The organism is Streptococcus mitis (assembly GCF_946188375.1).
Lineage (GTDB): Bacteria > Bacillota > Bacilli > Lactobacillales > Streptococcaceae > Streptococcus > Streptococcus mitis_CX.
The window spans coordinates 33,612-56,653 of sequence record NZ_CAMHUS010000005.1; the positions used below are offsets into that span (position 1 = coordinate 33,612).

27 protein-coding genes are annotated in these 23,042 nt (G+C 40.1%); all 27 read right to left on the reverse strand.

Translation table 11 applies throughout. The features are described 5' to 3' along the window. Window positions 1–25: 25 nt before the first annotated feature. On the reverse strand, window positions 26–1,246 hold the full coding sequence (locus tag N8M16_RS05995; protein ID WP_261060564.1) for a DNA cytosine methyltransferase: 1,221 nt from the start codon (window positions 1,244–1,246) through the stop codon (window positions 26–28). A gap of 26 nt (window positions 1,247–1,272) precedes the next feature. After that, entirely contained in the window at window positions 1,273–2,697 is a 1,425-nt protein-coding gene (locus N8M16_RS06000; RefSeq protein WP_261060565.1) for a hypothetical protein, read from the reverse strand. Next, complete coding sequence (locus N8M16_RS06005; protein WP_261061956.1) at window positions 2,694–3,728, reverse strand: hypothetical protein; 1,035 nt, start codon at window positions 3,726–3,728, stop codon at window positions 2,694–2,696. The genes N8M16_RS06000 and N8M16_RS06005 overlap by 4 nt, the downstream gene beginning before the upstream one ends. A gap of 74 nt (window positions 3,729–3,802) precedes the next feature. Beyond that, window positions 3,803–6,454: a valine--tRNA ligase gene (locus tag N8M16_RS06010; protein WP_261069805.1), complete on the reverse strand. Its 2,652-nt coding sequence runs from the start codon at window positions 6,452–6,454 to the stop codon at window positions 3,803–3,805. After that, the gene (locus N8M16_RS06015; protein ID WP_261069806.1) at window positions 6,447–7,025 is read right to left on the reverse strand and encodes an AAA family ATPase; all 579 of its coding nucleotides are present in this window, start codon (window positions 7,023–7,025) and stop codon (window positions 6,447–6,449) included. Before N8M16_RS06015 ends, N8M16_RS06010 begins: the two co-directional genes overlap by 8 nt. After that, window positions 7,025–7,585 carry a GNAT family N-acetyltransferase gene (locus N8M16_RS06020; RefSeq protein ID WP_261069807.1) on the reverse strand — a complete coding sequence of 187 codons (561 nt, stop codon included), beginning with the start codon at window positions 7,583–7,585 and terminating at the stop codon, window positions 7,025–7,027. The genes N8M16_RS06015 and N8M16_RS06020 overlap by 1 nt, the downstream gene beginning before the upstream one ends. Next, complete coding sequence (locus N8M16_RS06025) at window positions 7,572–8,150, reverse strand: flavin reductase family protein (protein ID WP_261069808.1); 579 nt, start codon at window positions 8,148–8,150, stop codon at window positions 7,572–7,574. The genes N8M16_RS06020 and N8M16_RS06025 overlap by 14 nt, the downstream gene beginning before the upstream one ends. Before the next feature lie 283 nt (window positions 8,151–8,433). Next, a complete protein-coding gene (locus N8M16_RS06030; protein ID WP_000038635.1) occupies window positions 8,434–8,829 on the reverse strand; it encodes a helix-hairpin-helix domain-containing protein in 396 nt (131 codons plus the stop codon). A gap of 95 nt (window positions 8,830–8,924) precedes the next feature. Beyond that, the gene (locus tag N8M16_RS06035) at window positions 8,925–9,179 is read right to left on the reverse strand and encodes a DUF1912 family protein (protein WP_000119707.1); all 255 of its coding nucleotides are present in this window, start codon (window positions 9,177–9,179) and stop codon (window positions 8,925–8,927) included. A 9-nt stretch (window positions 9,180–9,188) separates the two neighbouring features. Then, complete coding sequence (locus N8M16_RS06040; RefSeq protein WP_261069809.1) at window positions 9,189–10,523, reverse strand: DUF438 domain-containing protein; 1,335 nt, start codon at window positions 10,521–10,523, stop codon at window positions 9,189–9,191. Then, window positions 10,523–10,756 (reverse strand): DUF1858 domain-containing protein, encoded by a 234-nt coding sequence (locus tag N8M16_RS06045; protein ID WP_000368739.1) that lies wholly within the window; start codon window positions 10,754–10,756, stop codon window positions 10,523–10,525. The genes N8M16_RS06040 and N8M16_RS06045 overlap by 1 nt, the downstream gene beginning before the upstream one ends. A 116-nt stretch (window positions 10,757–10,872) precedes the next feature. Next, entirely contained in the window at window positions 10,873–11,025 is a 153-nt protein-coding gene (locus N8M16_RS06050) for a hypothetical protein (RefSeq protein ID WP_261069810.1), read from the reverse strand. Then, entirely contained in the window at window positions 11,022–11,204 is a 183-nt protein-coding gene (locus N8M16_RS06055) for a hypothetical protein (protein WP_153192886.1), read from the reverse strand. Before N8M16_RS06055 ends, N8M16_RS06050 begins: the two co-directional genes overlap by 4 nt. A 1-nt stretch (window position 11,205) precedes the next feature. Beyond that, entirely contained in the window at window positions 11,206–11,985 is a 780-nt protein-coding gene (locus N8M16_RS06060) for a hypothetical protein (protein ID WP_084889569.1), read from the reverse strand. 302 nt (window positions 11,986–12,287) lie between these two features. Then, window positions 12,288–13,397, reverse strand: coding sequence for an SPFH domain-containing protein (locus N8M16_RS06065; protein ID WP_143952475.1), 1,110 nt, complete (start codon window positions 13,395–13,397; stop codon window positions 12,288–12,290). A 12-nt stretch (window positions 13,398–13,409) separates the two neighbouring features. Continuing rightward, window positions 13,410–13,967, reverse strand: a complete 558-nt coding sequence (locus N8M16_RS06070) for a C1 domain-containing protein (protein ID WP_143952476.1) — start codon at window positions 13,965–13,967, stop codon at window positions 13,410–13,412. A gap of 20 nt (window positions 13,968–13,987) precedes the next feature. After that, window positions 13,988–14,491, reverse strand: a complete 504-nt coding sequence (locus tag N8M16_RS06075) for a hypothetical protein (RefSeq protein WP_261057092.1) — start codon at window positions 14,489–14,491, stop codon at window positions 13,988–13,990. A gap of 247 nt (window positions 14,492–14,738) precedes the next feature. Further along, window positions 14,739–15,089: a 30S ribosome-binding factor RbfA gene (gene rbfA / locus N8M16_RS06080; protein WP_001273601.1), complete on the reverse strand. Its 351-nt coding sequence runs from the start codon at window positions 15,087–15,089 to the stop codon at window positions 14,739–14,741. Between the two features lie 251 nt (window positions 15,090–15,340). Then, entirely contained in the window at window positions 15,341–18,133 is a 2,793-nt protein-coding gene (infB, locus tag N8M16_RS06085; protein WP_238096211.1) for a translation initiation factor IF-2, read from the reverse strand. A 16-nt stretch (window positions 18,134–18,149) separates the two neighbouring features. Continuing rightward, the gene (locus N8M16_RS06090) at window positions 18,150–18,449 is read right to left on the reverse strand and encodes a YlxQ-related RNA-binding protein (protein ID WP_001041390.1); all 300 of its coding nucleotides are present in this window, start codon (window positions 18,447–18,449) and stop codon (window positions 18,150–18,152) included. Further along, complete coding sequence (gene rnpM, locus N8M16_RS06095; RefSeq protein ID WP_000857557.1) at window positions 18,442–18,735, reverse strand: RNase P modulator RnpM; 294 nt, start codon at window positions 18,733–18,735, stop codon at window positions 18,442–18,444. The genes N8M16_RS06090 and rnpM overlap by 8 nt, the downstream gene beginning before the upstream one ends. 21 nt (window positions 18,736–18,756) lie before the next feature. Continuing rightward, window positions 18,757–19,893, reverse strand: a complete 1,137-nt coding sequence (gene nusA / locus N8M16_RS06100; RefSeq protein ID WP_000032285.1) for a transcription termination factor NusA — start codon at window positions 19,891–19,893, stop codon at window positions 18,757–18,759. A gap of 43 nt (window positions 19,894–19,936) precedes the next feature. Beyond that, window positions 19,937–20,416: a ribosome maturation factor RimP gene (gene rimP, locus N8M16_RS06105; protein WP_001808691.1), complete on the reverse strand. Its 480-nt coding sequence runs from the start codon at window positions 20,414–20,416 to the stop codon at window positions 19,937–19,939. Window positions 20,417–20,541: 125 nt separating this feature from the next. After that, entirely contained in the window at window positions 20,542–21,177 is a 636-nt protein-coding gene (gene trmB, locus N8M16_RS06110) for a tRNA (guanosine(46)-N7)-methyltransferase TrmB (RefSeq protein WP_112445000.1), read from the reverse strand. Then, window positions 21,174–21,968, reverse strand: coding sequence for a cell cycle regulator CcrZ (gene ccrZ, locus N8M16_RS06115; protein WP_000362999.1), 795 nt, complete (start codon window positions 21,966–21,968; stop codon window positions 21,174–21,176). The genes trmB and ccrZ overlap by 4 nt, the downstream gene beginning before the upstream one ends. A gap of 161 nt (window positions 21,969–22,129) precedes the next feature. Then, window positions 22,130–22,741, reverse strand: coding sequence for a CPBP family intramembrane glutamic endopeptidase (locus N8M16_RS06120; RefSeq protein ID WP_261069811.1), 612 nt, complete (start codon window positions 22,739–22,741; stop codon window positions 22,130–22,132). Window positions 22,742–22,771: 30 nt separating this feature from the next. Continuing rightward, window positions 22,772–23,020, reverse strand: a complete 249-nt coding sequence (gene blpZ, locus N8M16_RS06125; protein WP_000276515.1) for an immunity protein BlpZ — start codon at window positions 23,018–23,020, stop codon at window positions 22,772–22,774. Window positions 23,021–23,042: the final 22 nt, after the last annotated feature.

The window sequence follows — 23,042 nt, forward strand, 5'->3', positions numbered from 1 at the left end:
TTTCACTAACCCTCTTATATATTCGTCAATTAATACTGTAAAATTCGAGATTTCCTCGTTTTTTAACCAATTTTAAATAATCTTCACCAGACAGAAGGGCTAAACCATCGTTATAAGACTTGATTTTTTCAAGAGCTTGATCATAGCTATCTACAAAGTCCTTAACATAGGACTGCCCTTCAAATTGTCCATTCATCTTGGTGTAGATAATGGCAATTTTTCCTGAGCGTTCAAGTTGAGATTGCCCCTGACTTTCATTTAAAGCCTTGGCAATATTTTCCGCGATACGTTTAATCACGGGCACAACAACACTGTTTCCAGCTTGCTTGTATAACTGACCATTCGAAACCTCTTCTGGGATTTTAAAGGATTTAGGATAACCTTGAACGTTAAAAGTTTCTTTCGGAGTTAGCTTACGAATCTCCCCACTGTCTGTCAGAATCAATGGAACATTATGTCCACCTGTCCCCATATTGGCTGTCAGGGTTGGGACAACGCCATTCTTATTTTCACGAACATACTGGCGACGCCATTGGTAAACCGTATCTTGACTGGTGACTTCAAATTTCAACTGGTCGTAGAAATTCTGCTTGCCTTCACGGTAGTAGTAGACCTCATCTAGCTTATCACCAAAGTTAATCACATCCTGAAGAGAAGTCGTCAGCTTGATTTCCTCTGGGAATTCAAACAAGTCATAAGCTTCCTTAGTATAAAAGCCGACAATGTAGATCCGCTCACGGTTTTGTGGGATATTTCCATAGTCTTTTCCGTTGAGAACCTTCCACTTGATAAAGTAGTTGTTCTCGGTCAAGGCTTCACGAATAACCTTAAAGGTATTGCCATGGTCATGACCGACCATATTCTTGACGTTTTCGATGAAAATAGCACGAGGTTTGCATCCCTCAATCATGCGAAGCAACTCAAAGAAAAGATCGCCTCGATCATCATCAAAGCCCTTACGGTAACCCGCAATACTAAAGGCCTGACAAGGGAAACCTCCCATAATCACATCCACGCGCTCAGCCGGAATGTCCTCTGGCTGAACATCGTGAATATCACGACCATCCAAAAAGGTATCTGGATGGTTTAAGTGATAAGTCTGACGTGCATACTTATCAAATTCATTGGCATACACCACTCTGAACTCGTTGGTTTGTTCAAATCCCAACTCAATTCCCCCAACACCTGAGAAGAAGGCTGCAATGTTGTACTTCTCAGGTCGGTGCGAACTTACAGAATTTGTCATGTAGTTACCTGCTTTCTAAAAATCTATTATTCAAGTAAATTTCTTTGTAATTCTATTAGTGTATCTACATCAAATCTACTATACTTAAAAATTGAAGCAATAATAATTTGATTATCTCTAAATTCATCGTTTAAAATATCAAACATATCTTCTATATTTTTTTGATCTACTTCTCTACCACTTGGAGAATCTAAAACAATTGGAAGAGTTAGTCCAATATATTTTTGAATTTCAATTATGTATGCCATTTTATAGCAAAATACAATTTTATGTAATATCGAACCGCTCAATGACTTTAAATCTGATGTGAATACAAAATTTTTATCTGAATTTAAATAGTCTACAACATTTAATTTTCTTGCAAATTTTAAAATATTATCAAAAATTTGTTGGTTAGTATCATCGCGTAACGAAAACTTTATTTTATCCTCAATTTCTTTTTTGTATTCCTTAAGTCTTTTAATTTCTGAAGAAACAACTTCTTTTGGTGCTGTAATAAGCTGCAATCGTTGTTCAAAAAGCTCAATGGGATTTTCAACTTTTACAAGGTACTGAGAATTATTGATCTCTTGCTCTAACTCAATTTCTTTTTTTTGTAATTTTTCTAGTTCTTGACCTAAATGAAATACTCGCAGTTCAATTACCGTCTGCGTTTCCTCAAAACCTGAGATATTGTCTCGAGTTAATTCTACTATACTTCCATCTGGACAACGAACACTTAATCCCAAGCTTTCAACATACTTAAGATAATCTTCATTTTTAGCCAAAATATTTTTCAAAATAGACTGTTTTCTTAATAACTCATTTTTGTTATTTCTAGTTATTAAAAGTTTGTTTTCTAAATCCGATATCTTATTGATATGAAAATTACTTTTATCCATTAAATCAAAGTTTTCACTCTGAAATAAAATAATTTTCTGCAATTCATTTAATTTATTTAACTCTAGAGCAATTTTATTTGCTTCAACTCTTAAATGTGATATATCTTTTTCAGAAATCCCTTCAATTAAGGTTTCAACTTTAAATTTTATACCACCTATAACCGTTCCTCTATTTAGTAGAGTCCATCCTTTATCTTGATCCAGATATATACAACCTAAAAGGCTTTCTAAAACGTTTATATTACATATTTTAAAAATCTTCCCTAAAACATAGTATAAATCCCTTGGTAACTCTAAATACTCTGTTTCTCCTCCGATTTCTATTGTTATGTTATTATTTTTTCGTTGCAAGGTTACTAATTGATCTGTCTCAATGATTAATTTTGTTTGTAACTTTGAAAATCTAATTTTTTTTGTAGATGGTATAGAATATCCCATTGCATAAAATAATAATCTCAACAAAGTTGACTTACCTACACTATTGACATCACTATAAATTTCTGTCTTCTTACCAAATTCAAATAATTTTTTCTCATATCCATTTATAATCTCTAGTGACTTAAAATTCATATATTCAGCCCTGTTCTAACACTCTTTATATCAGAGTGTGAAGATAAAATTTGAAATAATATCACTTTTGTTAAATCATCTAAAAGACTGCCACATATTCCGCTATGTACGTTTAGAATATCTTCTCTATATTTACCATAATTCTCATTGATGAAATTCTTAGCGGTATCTCTCCGAGTAGAACTAGTCAAAGAAAATTTGTTAAAATCAGTTATAACGGAAGTAACAAATTCAAAATCTAGTGATTTATTCAAAATCAATTCAGAAAAGTCTGTTTTCAGACTAATTTCATTAATCTGAGGAATATCAAATACCTCATAAACTGTATTCTCCTCAGCATTAATACTATAAAGTATAATTAACCAGCCTAATTTTTCAATTGATAAATCAATTCTTTGAGAAGCATTGTTCTTAAATTCATTCTGTAAATGAGAAAAAATTTTAACAGCTTTATATCTTTGGAGACCAATTTCATTTAAACGATTAATTACTTTTTCACTAATAAGTCGATAACGTGTTTCGTCATCACTCCCATGAAAAGTAATTTTTAGGATACGAATATTTTGTTTTAGCTTCTCAAAATCAATTGCAACAGTTGTTTTGTCAAATATTAAATCAATTTTTTTCTTATGAGTATCAGGAAGTTCATTATACTTCAAGTTCACCCTAGATCCTTTAAATAAATCTGGGTACTTATTTGCTCTTATGGGAACTTCAATATTATTTCCGTAAATGACTTCACTATATTTCTCGTTAACATTATATACTGCATTGACTAAAGAATTAATCGCATTATTCAAATGTTGAGTTGTTGTATGACTTGAGTATGGATTTTCCTGAGCTTTGGCCTGTATATAAATTGGCTCCTTGTTACGAAAGTATATCTCAATATCCTCTGTTTGACCTTCAACTTTAAACTTTTCAACTTGAGTTAATTCTTGATCCATAACTAGGTATAACGCAAGATTATATTGAAAATCCCATCCAAATGCAGAGGAAGTTGCATTTGTGTTCTTATGCAGAGCAGTCATAAAAAATCTCTTTCTAACTTTTCTTAACTCTACCATTATACCAAAAAACACGGCTCATCACCGTGTTTCTGTGTTTATTTAACGAGTTTCTTCATCTCATCAATACGTGCAACCGTCGCGTCGTATTTAGCTTGGTAGTCGGCTTGTTTGTCGCGTTCTTTTTGGACAACTTCTGGTTTGGCATTGGCTACGAAGCGTTCGTTAGAGAGCTTCTTACCAACCATATCCAGTTCTTTTTGCCATTTAGCCAGTTCCTTGTCGAGACGAGCTAGTTCTTCTTCGACATTGAGGAGGTCTGCCAGTGGCAAGTAGATTTCTGCTCCTGTGATGACGCTTGACATTGCGAGTTCAGGTGCAGGGATGTTTGATGCGATTTCCAAGTGTTCTGGATTTGTGAAGCGTTTGATGTAGTTGACATTGCTGTTAAAGAAGGTTTCCAAGTCGCTATCGCTTGTCTTGACAAGAATTGTAATAGGCTTGCTTGGCGCTACGTTTACTTCTGCACGCGCATTCCGAACGGCACGGATCAAGTCTTTGAGGCTTTCTACACCTGTGTGAGCAGCAAGGTCTTCAAAGGCTGGATTGACAGTTGGGTATTCTGCTGTCACGATAGAGCCTTCTGAGATTTGTCCAAAGATTTCCTCTGTCACGAATGGCATGATTGGGTGAAGGAGACGAAGGATCTTGTCCAAAGTGTAAAGGAGGACAGAACGTGTGATGACTTTCTCTTCTTCATTATCGCTATAAAGGACTTCTTTGGTCAACTCAACGTACCAGTCCGCAAATTCATCCCAGATGAAGTTATAAAGGATGTGTCCAGCCACACCAAATTCAAACTTATCAAAGTTGGCAGTTGCTTTTCCGATAGTTTCATTGAGGTTGTGGAGAATCCAGCGGTCAGTGACATTTCCAGCTTCCTTGTTAACAACTTTTTCGACATTGGCAGTTGCTTGCTCAAGGGTCAAACCTTCATTGTTCATGAGGATGTAGCGAGAGATGTTCCAGATCTTGTTGATGAAGTTCCATGAAGCATCCATTTTCTCATAAGAGAAGCGCACGTCTTGACCTGGTGCAGAACCGTTTGAAAGGAACCAACGAAGGGCATCTGCACCGTATTTCTCAATAACATCCATTGGGTCAATCCCATTGCCAAGAGATTTAGACATCTTGCGTCCTTGCTCGTCACGGATAAGACCGTGGATCAGAACGTTTTGGAATGGCTGACGACCAGTGAATTCCAATGATTGAAAGATCATACGAGATACCCAGAAGAAGATGATATCGTAACCTGTTACCAATGTTGAAGTTGGGAAGTAACGTTTGAAGTCTTCTGAGTCCACATCAGGCCAGCCCATAGTTGAGAATGGCCAAAGGGCAGAACTGAACCAAGTATCCAAAACATCTTCGTCCTGAGTCCATCCGTCACCTTCTGGAGCTTCTTCGCCGACGTACATTTCACCCTCAGCATTGTACCAAGCAGGGATTTGGTGACCCCACCAGAGCTGACGAGAGATTACCCAGTCGTGGACATTTTCCATCCATTGGAGGAAGGTATCATTGAAACGAGGTGGGTAAAATTCGACCTTGTCCTCTGTGTCTTGGTTGGCAATGGCGTTCTTAGCCAATTGGTCCATCTTGACGAACCATTGCGTAGACAAGCGTGGTTCAACCACAACACCTGTACGTTCTGAGTGGCCAACACTGTGAACACGTTTTTCGATTTTGACAAGAGCACCGATTTCTTCCAACTTAGCAACGACTGCCTTACGAGCTTCGAAACGGTCCATACCTTCAAATTCAAAGGCCAAGTCATTCATAGTTCCGTCATCGTTCATAACATTGACTTGTGGCAAGTTGTGGCGTTGACCAACCAAGAAGTCGTTTGGATCGTGAGCAGGTGTGATTTTCACGACACCTGTACCAAACTCAGGGTCTGCGTGCTCATCTCCAACGATTGGGATGAGTTTATTAGCGATTGGAAGGATGACGTTTTTACCAATCAAGTCTTTGTAGCGTGGGTCTTCCGGATTGACCGCAACGGCAACGTCCCCAAACATAGTCTCAGGACGAGTTGTGGCAACTTCAAGGGCGCGTGAACCGTCTTCCAGCATGTAGTTCATGTGGTAGAAGGCACCTTCCACATCCTTGTGGATAACTTCGATATCAGAAAGGGCTGTACGAGCTGCTGGGTCCCAGTTGATGATAAACTCACCACGATAGATCCAGCCTTTCTTGTAAAGATCCACAAAGACCTTGCGAACGGCTTTTGACAAACCTTCGTCAAGGGTGAAACGCTCGCGAGAGTAGTCTACAGAGAGCCCCATCTTGCCCCATTGTTCCTTGATGGTAGTGGCATATTCGTCTTTCCATTCCCAGACTTTCTCGAGGAATTTTTCTCGACCGAGGTCGTAACGCGTAATGCCCTCTCCACGCAAGCGCTCCTCAACCTTAGCTTGAGTGGCAATCCCAGCGTGGTCCATCCCTGGAAGCCAAAGTGTATCAAAACCTTGCATGCGTTTTTGACGGATGATAATATCCTGCAAAGTCGTATCCCAAGCGTGACCAAGGTGAAGCTTACCAGTTACGTTTGGTGGTGGAATAACGATTGAATAAGGCTTGGCCTTTTGATCGCCTGAAGGCTTGAAAACATCAGCATCAAGCCATTTTTGGTAACGACCAGCCTCAACCTCGACTGGATTGTATTTAGGTGAAAGTTCTTTAGACATGTGTTTGTCCTTTCTCTATTTTGTTCATTTTATTTTGAATTTGCTTAGCAGCTTCTTCTGCAGACAAATTCGTATTATTTATTTTAAGGTAGTGGTGCAACTCATTCGGTTGATGTTGGGAATTTAATTGAAGTGTTTCAGCGGTCTCTAAAATTTCTCTTTCAGATACCTCAATATGTCGTTTTAAGGGTTTGTGCTTTAATCGATTCTCCGTTCGATTTCGATATAAGCGCTCCTCAAGACTTGTTTCCAACTCCACAAACAGAATCTCTTGATGATAGTCATCCAACAAATCCTGAATTTGCTTCAAATACAGCAGCTGGTACTGATTTGAAAAATCAATTACGTCTGTTAAAATTACTGATCGCTGATTTCTTGCACTTGCTCCAAGGAAAGAAAAGGTCATTCCACGAACAAATTCCCACATCTCCTCGGTATAGTCCTGATAGATTTCTAGTGCAAAATCGATGGCTTGATGGTTATAAAAGAGGGTAGAATCCGTCAGTCGAGATAGTTCTTGACCAATCGTCATTTTTCCTGAGGCCGGAGCACCAATGATGAAAAGATGCATCAAATTACCTCCCACTCACTCCTCAGCAAGCCATATATCAAACTGTCACAGCGGTTTCCTTGAACATCTTTACGGTCTCGGATTCGAGCTTCGAGGGTAAATCCAAGTTTTTCTGCGACTCGTTGACTTTGGACATTATAACCAAAACAAGTCAGTTCAATCTTGTGAAGACCTAAATCTTTAAAGGCTAAGTCAATCAAGGCAAACGCTGCTTCTGGTACATAGTCTCGACCCCAATAGTCTGGATGCAAGGTATAGCCAAGCTCTAGCACATCATCCGCATGGCGATGGTTGAAATCAACAGAACCAATGACTTTATCGGTTCCTTTGACGACAATCCCATAGCCAGATGGGAGATTTTCCTTTTGATTGCGTTCGGGAAGAATATGCTCTAGATAGTAAACCTCATCTTCCAAGGTCTTGACTGGAGGAAAGCCTGCTGGATAGGCGACCTCTGGGAGACTAGCGTAGGTATGGATATCCTCAGCATCTGCCACTGTACGAACTCGTAGGACGAGTCGTTCGGTTTCTAATCGTTCTGGTAATTCAGCTCTTGACATCCTTCATCCTCGCTTTCTTGATGAAGCTCCCCATAGGGTCAACACGGTTATCTAAATAGCGATAAACGCGCTGGTGACCGTCCCCCATAAAGTAAGTCGGCGAAAAATGGTCATTTTTAAAATGTCCCTTATCATCCAAAAGTTCTGGAGCAGCAAGTCGTTCGATAATCTTGGCAAAGATGTGACAGATTCCATCTTCCTCGATAATCCGATCTACCTGACAGTCCAATACGACTGGACAAACCTCTAAAATCGGTGCCTGAGTTCGTTCAGAAATCTCGTAGTCTAGTCCCAGGTGTTTCAGTTTCTCCCGATGACTGATAAAACCAGCCTGCTCCATCTCGAGCATGAGATTTTCATCAGGGATATTCACAGTGAACTGTTGATAATGCTTGATTTGCTCAGCCGCATTTTCCTCAGCTCCGACACCAATGACTAGCCAATCTCCCAAGCTATAAGAGGAGCTACAGGTCGTAATATTGTGTCCAAAATTCTGATCCTGATACCCCAAAATGAAGATAGGAAAACCATAATAGAGTTTACTTGTTTTAAAAGATTGCTTCATAACAACCTCCTTTTACTAAGACGCAAAAGAAAATCCCCGCCATCTACATGACAGGGACGAATATGCTTATCCGCGGTACCACCCAAATTCGGGCAGTTGCCCGCAACTCTCGTCTTTAAAACAAAAAGACACTTTTATTTCAAATTTTCATCCATTAGCAACCAGTTTTGACACATTTATGGACTTCTCAGCACCGCCACTTTCTGTAAAATGTGGGATTCAAAACACCTCTAATGGCTCTATTGTAGCAAGATTTTGACGGAAATGCAAGGCACAAGAAAGATTACTTGAACTTGATGCCGTTTTCTTTCAATTTCTTGATGGTAGCTGGGCCGATTCCTTTCAAGGCAAGGAGTTCTTTTTCAGTCCAATTTTTGAAATCTGAGGCAGACTTGATTCCTTCATCATAGAAAGTCTTAGCACGATCAAGTGGAAGTCCACCCAAGTTTGCTGCAAAATCTTCTACAGAATTGGCTACTTTTTGAGCTTGCTCTTTGGTAGCTTCTACTGCTTGTTCAACTTTTTTAGAAACAGCCTTACCAGCTTGGCTTGCTGACTGCTCTGCACGTTTTACGACTTTTTTTGTCTCTTCTACAACCTTAGTCACAGTACTTGAAAAAGCACCTGCACGACGGAGGCTATTTCGTAATTGTTTTTTACGATTGAGTTTCTTTGACATGATAAAATCCTTTCAATAAAAAACCCCTGCTCTGACAAGGATTTAATATAAATATTCTATCAAGATTTTAGTAAAAAATCAAGAATCTATCTCGTTTAATAATTTCGCTCACCAAACAAGCCTTCTGGCAAATCATGAAATCCCTTGCCTGCTTTGAAGTTTTCAAATTTACCCAGCAAGAACTGATAAGCATCCAAGCGGCTTTCATAACGAATCATGGCATCTTTGGCACGCTCGTCCTGGTCTTCTTCGTAGACTTTTTGGCTTTCCTTGTGCGCCATGTCGTTGATCATGATTTGGGTATTGACCCAGGCTTCAAATTCCTTCATAAATTCTTGTTCGTAACTCATTTTTTCTCCTTATTCTAATCCACGGAAATAGTCCGTATCAATCTCACGGTAGGGCTGGATATCCTGAACGTATTCCAACACACCTTGGAATTCTCCGTTTTCATCGTGCACTGCAGCGTAGGTGATGTGGACAAACTTACCTCGCGACTCAGACTTGAACCACATTTCATACTTGTCTTTGCTTCCCTCACGAAGCCCCTTCATGATGGTCTTGACCTTGTCCAAGTACTTAGGCGGATGGCAGAGTTCAACATTGCGCCCAACTTGGGACGGGGTCCGTTTGAAAATCATCTCATCAGCTGGCGTATTGTCATTGTAATACTGGAAAATATCGTCTTTATTGACAAAGGTAATCTCCATGGGGAGGTGATTGAGGATCAGATTGGCCTGCTCGACTGAGAGATAGCCATTGCCAAAAGCCTGTGGACTATGGCGGTCCAGCACCGCTTCCTTTTCCTTAGGGGTAAAGGTAATGGTAAACTGTCCTTCTGGCGTATCGATAACTTGCTGAACTTGGCCTTCTGTCGTATCTAGTTGTACGGGCTCCTCTGCACTCTTTTCCTCAACAAAACTTTGACGTTCTGGCACCCATTTCTCAGATAGACGGATAATAGCATAGCCATAGGCGTCGCTCTCTTCCGCAATCTGAAGCCAGTCATCCTGAGTAAAGGACTCAAGGAGAATCATGAGAAGGATGGACTCTTCCTTGAAAATCATACTTTCAAACTCTGTCGCAAAGGCTTCAAAAGCTTCTTTTACGCTGCTAATCGACACTTCTGGTAGTGACTTGGCTGTCGCTAAAGCTGTTTGAAAAAGTTCCCTGATCTGATCATCCACTCCCCACATAACTTTTGGAGGTGAATCGTGTCCATAGCGCTCCATGATAGGAAAGAAGAGTTCTTCTTTACGTTGGTAATGGATGTCAAATTGCCCCACAAGTCCCATCTGACGGACCAAACCCTTGCGCATCTCCGCAAGCATTTCTTCATCTTCCATAGACTCATAGGTATCTAACAGTCTCCGAATGCGAATCAAGGCCGCACGGAGGGCCAGATTTTCTTCCTTAAAGACCCGAACTGGGTGGCCAGGGTGTTCGGTATCCTCTACTTCGACGCCCTTTACTGCATTTTTAAAAAGATTGGCATGGACATCACAGAGTTCCATGACATCTTCAAAGGTGACACCTGAGTCTGAGTTCATCAGCTCGTGCTCCATGAGGGAAATCTCTATGGCTGAGACACCTGCAAAAGTCGCATCAAAACGCTCCTGAACCGACTCAGGAGAGGCGCCATTATGCAATTCTAACAAAATATCCCGCAGGACATGAATTCGTTCATCTGCCATTAGTCTAATCCAATCACTTCGTAGCCATTCGCTTCCAGTGTGCGGACAATCTTGTCCATAGGAGTTCCTTCAAGCTTAGAACCCTGTTTGAGCGATACTTTACGACCAACTGTATTGCGCATCAAGGGATTGGCAAGGGGTTTAAATCCAAGCTCCACTAGGATTTCCAAGACTTCTGGATGCTTGTCCACCACTTCTGCAACAGGAATTGACACATCGATGATATTGTCCATGACGACCTCCATTGTATGTTCTAAAATGATTTTTCTGCTTATATTATACCATATGGAGAGAGATTAAAAAACTAGCAGCGGAGTTCCTGCTAGTTATCTGCGACTTGAATTACGACCTAAATAAGTTTAAAGAGCCAATCCAATAGTTTAAATAATAGCTTGTAAAACAGCAATTGGACTGCAAAATAGATAATCATCCAAAAGAATTTTACAATTCCAATAATCGGTTTGATAAAAAGAATAGCAAGAATCGCCCAGAAAAATTTCATTCTCTCTCCTCTGGCTTGATGAGCCACCGAGCCGTATCCATTAACTTGTCTGCAATAAAAAGTTTCCCCAGACCGACAACGACATTGTCATCTTTCTTTATCGTTTTCATTACTTTTACACCTTGCACGGTCAAAAAATAATTACCATAGATTTTAGCAAAAGCTTTGATAGGATTCATGTCACTCACCCTCGATTATTTCAGCCTCTTTTCGGATTGTTTCAACATCTTCTTGATATTGAACTTCACTATAGTTGACTAGCTTGGATAATTCTTTCTGCAAGCTTTCCCCCATCGGTTTCATAGTTGCAAAGGTTAAACCACCTGAAATGATACCTCCCAAGATAGGTATGAATTTCCCCATTCCTTTGGCCAGCCCTCCCTTGGTCAGATTCACACCAAATATTCTTAAGACTTTTTTCAAAATAGGGTACCAAAGCGTCTTTGTTAAAGCTTTATTAGGCACTGTTTTCATTACCTGTTTGGCAATTGTTATACCACCAGCACGTAGCAAGGCAGCGGTTCCATTTACCCCCAACATGACGCCTAGATAAAGCAAAAGGGTATTTTGAGCATCTTCACTCAACTCATCGCGTGAAGCCCAAAGATCCTCATAACCATAAATATAGCCTAGTTCTTGAGCTAATTTTAAAGAAAAAGCATAAAATTGAGCCACATCAGCTGGAATGGTAATTGCCATAGCAATCCCTCCAGGTAATCCTGCCAAAACAGAGGTTCCACTCGCCAATAAAACATTATCCCTAATGCAGGCATTAGCCACTCTATCTAAGGTTTCTTGAGATAAGAGAGACGTTGGGCCTTGTTCTAATAAGGTAGGAATGTCCTGTGGATCCAATTCTTTGGAAAACTTATCCACTAAAAATTTCGAACGATCAACCTTAACAACAGGTAGTTTTACCACTTGTTGTAATACTTGCATAGCTAAGTCTTGTTCAGCCATATACAAACTCCTTTTACTTCTGTAAGTTATAGTCTATGATAGCATACTCTTTTAAAGTATGTTTCAAATTCCCCTCAAAAGTTTTCAAAAACTCCTTATTTTTTAGATAAATAGTCCAAAACACAAAATCAAAATCCTTGGCAACTTATTTGTTAAAGAACTTTAATAGTCTTTGTAGAGACAACTCGAATATTCAACTCTACCTTTACAACTTGATATTCTATCTATGAACGATAGTCTATTGTTGTTTTACCTAGAATGTCCCTTGAATACGTACTAACTATGAACTTTCGAGTCTCATTTTATAAATCCATAATTTCTTTTTTCTTTCGATCAAACTCTTCCTGAGATAGTATCCCAGCATCTAAAAGAGATTTTAGTTTTGTAAGGGCTTCGATTTGTTCATCTAATGATAAACTTGGTTTCATTGCTTTTTCATCTAAACCTTGTGCCATATTCATACCAAAAATCATCCCTGCACCATCACCTAGACCATGTTGCTCCACTCCTGATGCAATTTTTTGTTGTGCTGCAATATTAGAAGCTTTCTGCGATACATCATCATAAGCCTTTAAATTCATCTTATTTGATGAAAATTGTTTAACCAATTCCTTAGATTCTGGTGAGAACTCAATATTAGCAATGGCAACTTTTACAATCTCAAATCCAAAACGTTCTTTCCAAGTCCCTGCATACTGTCCATCATTCGATACTTGGGTTGCAAGAATTGAAGCTTGTGACGGCAATTGTGAAATACGATAAGTTGTTGACAAAGAATTGAGTGCAACAATAAAAGATTGGAGAAACTCTGTCACTATTTGTGATCTAGCTTGAGCACTGTCGAAAGTATAATAAGTCACATTGGCAGGAAGAAAATTTCTGATAAATTGCTTAGCATCTGTAATTTGGATAGAAAATGTTCCAAAAGCACGTACTTCTAAATCTGTCCCATAAAACAAATCATTATACATGACTGGACCACGAGTTCCAAATTTAATATCACGAATTTCTCTCAAATTAACAAAACAAATCTGTTTTTGCTGATCACTTTGACCACCGAATCCAACACGATTAACAACATTGTCAAACAGTGACTTTTTCAATCCATCACCGTTAAAAACACTGCTCTCACCATTTTGATATTCATATCCACCTGGTTCTGTAATAATTTCCTCTATACCAGACTGACTAAAGATAAAGGCTGCAGTATTTTCTGGAATAAAAATCTTGGATCCGTTGGAAATAACACCTGCAGATCCCTTCGTATTGACACCCCTACCATTATTACTTTCTTGAACAATACCGGGACTTACAGCTGTATGTTCATCAAAAGCTTGAACTGTGATAATTTCTTTCCACTGATCTGCAAATGTCCCACCAATAGAATCTGTAATTGCTTTTATCAACCCCATTTAATTGCCCCCTTATAAACTCTGATCCATATCACAATAGGCACATCTTACTGTTTGCTTCACTTGGCCTGACAAAGGTGCTCCACAAAAGCTACACTTGGTTGAAATCTTTTCTGGCTCTGCATCCTTAATCCCAAGTCCTGCTTTAAAAGTGTCAAATGTATCCTTAAATGTTTCTGCCAAAACATCTGCTCCAAACAAGCTGCTATCCCCCAAGGTTTCAAAATTGCTTGTATCACCTGAAATCAATTTAATAATGTTTCTAGCCCACTTGTCAGTATCCTTAGTATTATTAAATGCAAAGATAGCTTGTCCGCCATTATAATAAATTTCTAGCCGTTTCACACCATTGGTTTTGGTTACTGAAACTTGAGGTTTCCCTTCAAAAATTTTAATCTGGTTAATGGGTATGGTAACTTGGTCTTTTTTTCCTCCCCAAAAACCTTTTTTGATATGTATTAAGTGTAGATTCGTTAAAATTAATTCATCTGTAGACAAACCATTTTTCCCAAAACTCACATGGTCACTATTCATAACCATGTATTCATGTGGCAATAATTGATAATCCATCTTGAACCCCACTCTTCCTATTAAAGACTAGCTTTCCACTGCTCCACTTGCTCATGTAGATTGTCACGATAATCTTTTAGAGTCTTAATAACTTCTTCTTTCCCTTGAATCGGTGCTTTCTTGAGTGGACCATATTGTTTTTTCAGATCTTCCATCTCTTTTGTAGTGCTATCTTTTAGTTCTTGGATAGCAGCGCTATCTTCTAAAACTGTCCCTTTAAAGGTTTCGTCTGCTTCTGTATAGTAATTATCGATTATTTTCTCATTCATAATCAAGTAATCTTCATAAGTTTTTATAGACTCAATTGTCGCATCACTAACATCTTGTGGGTTGAAATCGCCTGAACTGAGTTTTTCTTTTGCTTTGGCAAGCAACCCTTTCTTTTCAGAACTACTAGATGAAGCTTCTGTTTGATTCTCACTAGAAGAGCTACTTGTTTTTTCAGATAGAGAACTACAAGCAACTAGGGTAGAGACGGAAAGACATAACAAAGCTAAACGACAAACTTTTTTTACATTATTCATTAATAGAATCTCCTTTTATTTATGAAATCATCATATCATATTTGCTAAAAAAAAAAAGCATTTTCTAATTAGCTAACCTTTAAAAATACAGAATTCTAGTTATAGTATATTGAATCTAGAATAGTAGGAAACGATTGCTAAAACATTTTTAGAAATTAATTTGATTTTCAATCCACTATAAAAGAATATTTTCCCATTTCAAATTCCACCTATTTTCCTCCACCAAAAAAGAGGGTTGCCCCTCTTCTTAGTTCTTATCCAGATTTCGTAGCATTTCGTCAATCTTGTTTCCATACTCTATGGACTCATCTTTGACGAAGGTCAAATCTGGGATTTTGTACAATTTCAAATTGCGACCAAGTTCACGTTTGATAGTACCAGTTGCTTTTTCAAGCCCGATTTGGGCTTTTTGATTATCTGAAGCAAGGTTACTCAAAATGGTGTAGTAAACCTTGGCAACAGACAAGTCCCCCAGCATCTGAACATCTGTGATGGTCACGCCTTGGACACGCGGATCACGGACTTTCTTTTGCAAAATCTCATTAACTTCACGCTTGATTTCCATGCCCACACGATCCGTACGGAAATGATTTGCCATGATATTCCTTTCTCTACTTTGAACCAAAAGCTAGGCCAGCAGATCTAGCTATTTTTAAACTTCTTGATTTTTAATTCAAATTGAAACGAAGTTCAATTTGAACTCATCCGCTTCTTTCGCCGTTGTGAAAGTGATGGAACTGATTTATCAGTCCCATCACAGGGGATTTTTGAGACCCTAGGCTCAAAAATAAGCAATGAAACCATCGGTTTGCTTGCGTCCCTCACCACCTAAGAAAGGAGCAAAAAATCTTATCGTTTGATTTCTTCCATGACATAGGCCTCAATCACATCATCCATCTTGATATCATTGTAGCCATCGATCATCAATCCACCTTCACGACCGTTTGTAACTTCCTTAACGTCGTCTTTGTAGTGTTTCAAGCTTGCAAGTTCACCGTCATAGATAACGACACCATCACGGATAACACGGACTTTAGAGTCACGGGTAACCTTACCGTTGATAACCATGAATCCACCGATAGTTCCCACTTTAGACACCTTGAAGGTTTCACGAATAACTGCTTCACCGATAACTTTTTCTTCAAATTCTGGATCAAGCATTCCTTTCATGGCTTCTTCCATCTCTTCGATAACCTTGTAGATAATGCTGTGAAGACGGATTTCCACATCGTCAGCTTCTGCTTGTTGACGAGCTTGTGGTGTAGGGCGTACGTTGAAACCAACGATGAAAGCATTTGAAGCTTCAGCAAGAGTCACGTCAGATTCGTTGATGGCACCGACAGCCGAGTGAACAATGGTCACTTTGACACCTTCCACATCGATCTTTTGAAGTGATGCAGAAAGGGCTTCAACTGAACCTTGTACATCAGCCTTGATGATAACGTTAACAGATTTGAGTTCACCAGCTTTAAGGGTATCAAAGAGGTTTTCAAGGCTGACACGTTGGGTAGCTTGACGTTGTTTCATGAGGGCACGTTTGGCACGCTCTTCACCGGCTGCACGCGCAGATTTTTCATCCTCGTAAACGGCAAAGTGGTCACCCGCCATTGGCGCTTCGTTCAAACCTGTGATAGAAACTGGTGTTGATGGTCCAGCAACTTTAACACGACGACCAAGGTCATTGGTCATAGCACGGACACGACCGAAAGTATTTCCGACAACGATTGGGTCTTGAACATTCAAGGTACCTTGTTGCACAAGAAGGGTTGCAACCGCACCTTTTCCTTTATCCAAGCGCGCTTCGATAACTGTACCAATCGCACGAACTGTTGGGTCTGCCTTGAGTTCTTGGATTTCAGCCACAAGAAGGACTGTTTCCAACAATTCTTCGATGTTTTGGTTGAATTTAGCCGAGATTTCAACAAATTCAGAATCTCCGCCCCAAGCTGTTGACATAACTCCATGCTCTGCCAATTCACCGATAACACGTTCTGGGTTGGCACCTGGTTTATCAATCTTGTTAATGGCTACGATGATTGGAACGTTAGCTGCTTTTGAATGGTTAATGGCTTCGATAGTCTGAGGCATAACCCCGTCATCTGCCGCTACGACCAAGATAGTAATATCGGTAACAGAAGCACCACGCGCACGCATTGATGTAAAGGCCGCGTGTCCTGGTGTATCAAGGAAGGTAATCTTCTTGCCATTTTCCACGATTTGGTAGGCACCGATATGCTGAGTGATACCACCCGCTTCACCTGTCGCAACACGAGAGTTACGAAGGGTATCTAGGAGTGTTGTTTTACCGTGGTCAACGTGTCCCATGATAGTTACAACTGGTGGACGCTCAACCAATTCATCTTCATTGAGATAACCATCTTCGACAAAGAAACGTTCGATGTCGGCATTATCCACTTCAACTTTTTGTTTGGCTTCGATACCATAATCCACCATGAGGAGTTCAATTGTTTCCCCATCCAAAGATTGGTTTTGTGTGGCCATGACACCCATCATAAAGAGTTTCTTAACGATTTCAGCTGGTTCACGTTTGATACGTTTTGCGATTTCCGCAACGGTCATACCATCTGTATATTCAAATTCTGTTGGCAATTCATGGAATTTACGCTCCGTAACAGGTTTTGGAGTCTGATTGCGGTTGTTCTTGTTATTGCCTTTTTTGTTCTTTTTGTTGTTATTCCAGTTACTATTTCTTTGATTTCTCACTTGATTTTGACTACTTCGATTCTTTTGTTGTTTTCTAGGACCATCTTCTTCGTGATCATAATCATCACGTTCTTTGTCTGGTCGAGCTTGTTTTTTACGACGTGTATCCACTGGTGCTTCTTTAGCTACAGGAGCTGTTTCAACCACTGCTTGAACTTGTTGCGCTTGTTCAGCTAACTTAGCAACTTCTTCAAAGATTTCCTCTGGCTCCTTGCGTTTATTAGCTTGGGCCAAGGCTTCTTTGGCAGCCTGAGTCTGCTTGAAACGTTCCTCACTTGAACGGGCATATTCTGCATTTTGCTCTGCTTTTAAGGCTGCTGCACGGGCTTTAAAGTCAACACGTGGAGCCGCTTGATGTGGACGTTTATCCTCTTGTTGACGGCGCTCATTACCACGATTTTGCTGACCTTGCTGTTTCTTAGCTTGGTCGTTAAAGCGACGATTGTCGCGGTTGCCTTGACCTTGTTTTCCACCATTGCGACCGTCGTTTTTCTGACGGTTTCCATTTTGTTGTTGGTCACGGTTATTGCCCTTATTTTGCTTGCGTCGTTCTGCCTGCTCTTTGGCACGAGCTTCACGCTCAGCCTTAAAATTACGGCTTTGCGGTTTAGTTGCTACTTTTTCTGCCTTCGGAGCGACTGGCTCAACCGGTTTTGCCTCTTCCTTAGCTACAGCTGGTTTAGCTGGCTCAGATTTTTCGGCTTTCTTTTCTGCACTTGCTTTTGGTGCTGCAGGTTTTGCTTCTGCTTTCTGAGCAGCTGCAGGCTTAAAGCTGGCAGCGATTTTTGCAGCGACAGCTTCTTCCACACTTGATGAGTGGCTTTTCACATCCAAGCCCAACTCTTTTGCACGCGCTACAACTTCTTTACTTTCTTTTCCAAGTTCTTTTGCGATTTCGTACAATCTTTTCTTAGACAAATCATGTCCTCCTCTTCTATTCCATAAGAGACCTCATTTTCTTTGTAAATCCAGCATCTGTTACAGCCAAAACCTTTCTCGATTTTCCGACTGCTATGCTTAATTCCAGTGTTGAAAACACGGTTACAATTTCTACTTGATAATAATGACTTTTATCTTGAATCTTCTTGGTCAGATTGGGTCCAGCATCATGAGCTAGAAAGACCAACTTGGCCTTGCCATCTTGAATGGCTTTAACCACCAATTCTTCACCCGATATGATACGCCCTGCTCGCTGAGCAAGTCCCAAGAGATTGCTTATCTTTTGCTTATTCAAGTCCTAACTCTCTTCTTTTCACTTTGTGATCCACATAAGCGATCAACTCATCATAAAAGCTTTCTTCCACTTCCATGTCAAAGCTACGGTTAAAGACCTTCTTCTTTTTTGCCTCTAGGGCTTCAGCATTGTCTAGCTTGATATAAGCGCCGCGGCCGTTGGCCTTGCCTGTCGGATCGATAAAGACTTGTCCTTCCTTGTTCTTGACAATGCGGAGCAAATCACGCTTATCAATCACTTCATTGGACACAACAGACTTGCGCAAAGGGATTTTTCTCGTTTTCATCTTTCCCTCCTCTAGCAGCTTTTATTCTTCTACAGTATCGTTTTCTGCTTCCAAATCTACTGAACCAGCTTCTTCCATGGCTTCAAATTCGCTAGCAGACTTGATATCGATACGGTAACCAGTCAAGTGAGCCGCCAAGCGAACGTTTTGCCCACGACGACCGATAGCAAGAGAAAGCTTGTTATCTGGTACAACCACCAAGGCACGTTTGCTGTCGTTTTCGTCAAAGATAACTTGGTCAACTTCAGCAGGAGCAATGGCATTGTAGATAAATTCAGCTGGATCTGCTACCCACTCGATAACGTCGATGTTTTCTTCGATTGGCACCATACGGTCGCTCTTGGCATCGTAACGAGCTGGGTGGAATTTGCTAGTAATCTTCTTGATATTAGCACCACCACGTCCAACGATTGTACCGATAGCGTCCACGTTTGGATTATGGCTACGAACTGCAACCTTAGTACGGTCACCAGCTTCACGGGCCACGCTCATGATTTCAACAGTTCCATCATAAACTTCTGGAATTTCTTGCTCCATCAAGCGTTTGATCATTTCTGGATGGCTACGGCTAACAAAGACGTTGACACCGCGAGGGTTGTCTTCAACCTTGTAGACATAAACTTCGATACGATCATGAGAAGCAAAAACTTCACCAGGAATTTGATCTTGTTTTGACAATTGGGCTTCGATGCTGCCGAGGTTGACATAGATAAAGCGGTTGTCAAAGCGTTCTACTGTACCAGACATGATTTCTTGTTCATGTTCTTTGTAAGTATTGTAAGTGATGGCACGTGTTTGCTTGCGCATTTTTTCCATGATGGTTTGTTTGGCAGATTGAGCTGCTACACGACCAAACTCAGCAGGTGCTTCTTCAAACTTGATTTTGTCACCAAGTTCATAGGCTGAATTAATGGCAAGGGCATCTTTCAAGCTGATTTCCAAACGGCTATCAAATACTTCATCAACCACTTCACGGACAGTATAAACTGTAAAGTCACCTGTTTTTTCGTTAAAGTCAATAGCTACGCTGTCTGATTGACCATAGCGTCTGCGATAAGCGGAACGAAGCGACTCTACTACTGCGTCGATGATGTCTTCTTTTTTGATTCCCTTGTCTTCTTCCAAAATGCGGAAGGCCTCTAGCATTTCTTTACTCATGTTTTCTTCACTTTTGAATCCTCAAAAGCTATCCTTTCTTTTTCTATAATTTAACTGCTAAACGTGCTTTTGATACTAAACTGTATGGAATTTGGACAGTTTTCTTACGTGTCTTGTCCATATATTCCATGGTCAACTCATCCTCTTCAAAGGCCAACAAGGTTCCTTCAAAGACCTTTTGCTTATCGATGGCTTGGTAGAGCCCGACATGGATGTATTTCCCAACCGCTCCAGCAACGGCATCCTTGGTTTTTAAAGGACGTTCCAAGCCTGGACTGGTGATTTCTAGGAAATATTGTTCTGGGAAGGGATCTGGCTTGATGGTGTCTAGGACAGGACTGATAATTTCTGTCAAGTCTGCCGTGTCGTTCAAGGTAATTCCTTCAGGTTTATCTACAAAAATACTGAGAATCATGTCACTGCCAATCTTTCCATACTCGATATCCACAAGTTCGAAAGGTGCTTCTATGACAGGTTCTACAACTTCTCTGACTAATTCTACGATTGTTGCGATTGCGTCCACCTCCTCATAAGCAAGAGGCGAAGATATTTCCCCGCCTCACTTTTCATATTCTTACTCTTAGTATAGCACTTTTTACTACTTATGTAAAGCAAAAGCACTTATACAGCCTGATTTCAGGCTATTTCTTAAAATTCTGCCTCAACTCGGTAGATAACTTGACCCTTGTTGGAAAATTTTTGCTCGTATTCTGTCATGACATTGCCTTCAAAATCACTGGCATGTAAATCAAGCCAGACACCATTGAGCTTCATGCCATACTGAGAAAAGCTCACTAGGCTGTACTCAAACAAGCCACGGTTATCCGTCTTGAAATGAATTTCTCCATTTTCAGGCAAGATACGTTTGAAGGTATCCAAGAAGGTTTTGTAGGTCAAACGACGCTTTTCATGGCGTTTTTTCGGCCATGGATCTGAAAAGTTCAGATACAAGCGATCGATCTCACCGTCTTCAAAGTAGTCAGTCAAGTCAGAACCATCTACCCACAAGAGCTTGATGTTAGGCACTCCAACTTCAAGCACCTTGTCCAAAGCGTAGCTCAAAACAGACTTTTGAATATCAATCCCGATATAGTTGATGTCAGGGTTTTGCTTGGCCATACCTGAAACAAAGGCACCCTTTCCACTTCCAACTTCCACATGAATGGGATTATCATTGCCAAACAAGTCCCGCCATTTTCCCTTGGATTCTAAGGGATTGAGGACAACATACTGGGGATTTGCCTCTAGTAATTCTGTCGCCCCTTTACGATTTCTAACTCTCATCTTCTCTTTCCATACTTGTCTCGGAAGTGACGCAAGCCATGAATCTCCCGATTGACATTTTCTAAATCTTGGTTCATATAATACTTGGAAATCTGGCTCAAATAAGACAATTGACCGTACCAATACAATTTATTTAATACCGTTTGATTATACTTGTAACCGTAGTAGGTCAACCATTCCTTCCACTGATGTTCTGGAATATAATGGCAGAGCATATGGGCCACATCAAACATGCGGTCGGTCAAGCGAACCGAATCCCAATCCACCAAATAAATCAAGCCACTATCTGTCTCAATCCAATTACTATGTCGTACATCTCCATGGACAATGGTCGCATGGTCCTCTCTAAACCCTGGAATAGTCTGACGTAAATCAGCCATCACTTCACTGATAAAATGATTTTTACGCAAAGCATCTGGAGCCGTTTCCTGCCAAGACTGTAGTAAATCTACAGGTGTTTCCATGGCATATCCCAAACGACTCAACTGTGTCATCAACGGACGTGAGCGATGAAGACGGGTTAAAATATTGACGATTTGCTTACGATTCATATCATAGGGGGTCAATATCTTGCCAGTTAACCATTCTTGAGCACACATATCACGCCCATCTGCCAAACGGCGACTCCATAATAATTGTGGAGCAATTTGTTCTCTAGCTAGACCAGGTAGGATTGGAGAGGTATTCATTTTTACAAAGATGCGCTTCCCATCAGGATAGCTACCCATATAAGCCTTACCACTTTTCCCAGGTATGGGAGTCAGTGTTAGCTCATTATCACCCAAATCCATTTCTTTCCTCCGTATAAAGTTTCCTTACTATTCTACTAGTTTTTGGTCTATTCGTCAACCGCTCCACGCCCGATTCTCAAAGAAAAGCCTCTGGATTGGCTTGGGTATCATTATAGAAAGAAAAAGGCAAGCACCGTCTTCTGCTTACCTTTTCATGATTTTTATAAATAATATAAGAGTGGCCAAGCATTGTAAAACATGTGGACTAGAATAGAAACCCATAAGTTTTGGCTCTTTTTATAAGCAAAGCCCAGCAATAAGCCCCCAAGTAGATAAAAAATAAACGAAGAGACATTAGAAGGTCCATGCATGAAAGAAAAGAGAGAGGAAGTTAGCACAAGACCTAACCAAGAATTGTCAAAAACCGCACCTTGAAGAAGTCCTCTGAAAATGAGTTCCTCCTGGATTGGTCCAAAAACTGAGGTAGTCAAAATCAAAGACAGAGAAATTCCTCTGCTGACTTCCGCCAAGTGTTGAACTCCCGCGCCAGAAGAAACAGCGAAGAAATGAATATAAACCAGCGTCTCAAGTACACTTAGAAGAAAGATTGCAATGAAAAGCAAAAGGTCTTTCTTGCTTAACATCCCAAAAGAAATCATTTCAAACTTTCTAGCATAAGTAACACTCAGCGAAGTTACAAGAAGACTTACAATAATCAATTCAGATTCATTTTGAAAAAAATCCCCGTGGTTAATCGTATAAGGAACTGTAATGACGATTAGTAGTACTAAAAATCCAAAACAAAAGGCATGAAATTTATCAAAAAACTCCATAAAACTAGCCTCCTCAACAAACAAACTTCCCTACAAGTCATCCTTTAACTCTAACCTTTCCAAAACAAACCATTTTAGCAACCAAAATCCGACCACATAGCCAGCCCCTAAGAAGATAGCCATTAAAGATAACATGGGATTTAGGAAATAAAAGACCACCACAGATACAAAGGTTAGCACAAAAACATTAAAAGCAATGGTGTCAGAAGCCAAGACCAGAATATAAGGTGTCAACCAGTCTAAGGTTTTTGAATCTAGGAAAAATAAGTGTTTATACATGATGACCTCCTCTATGGCTGAA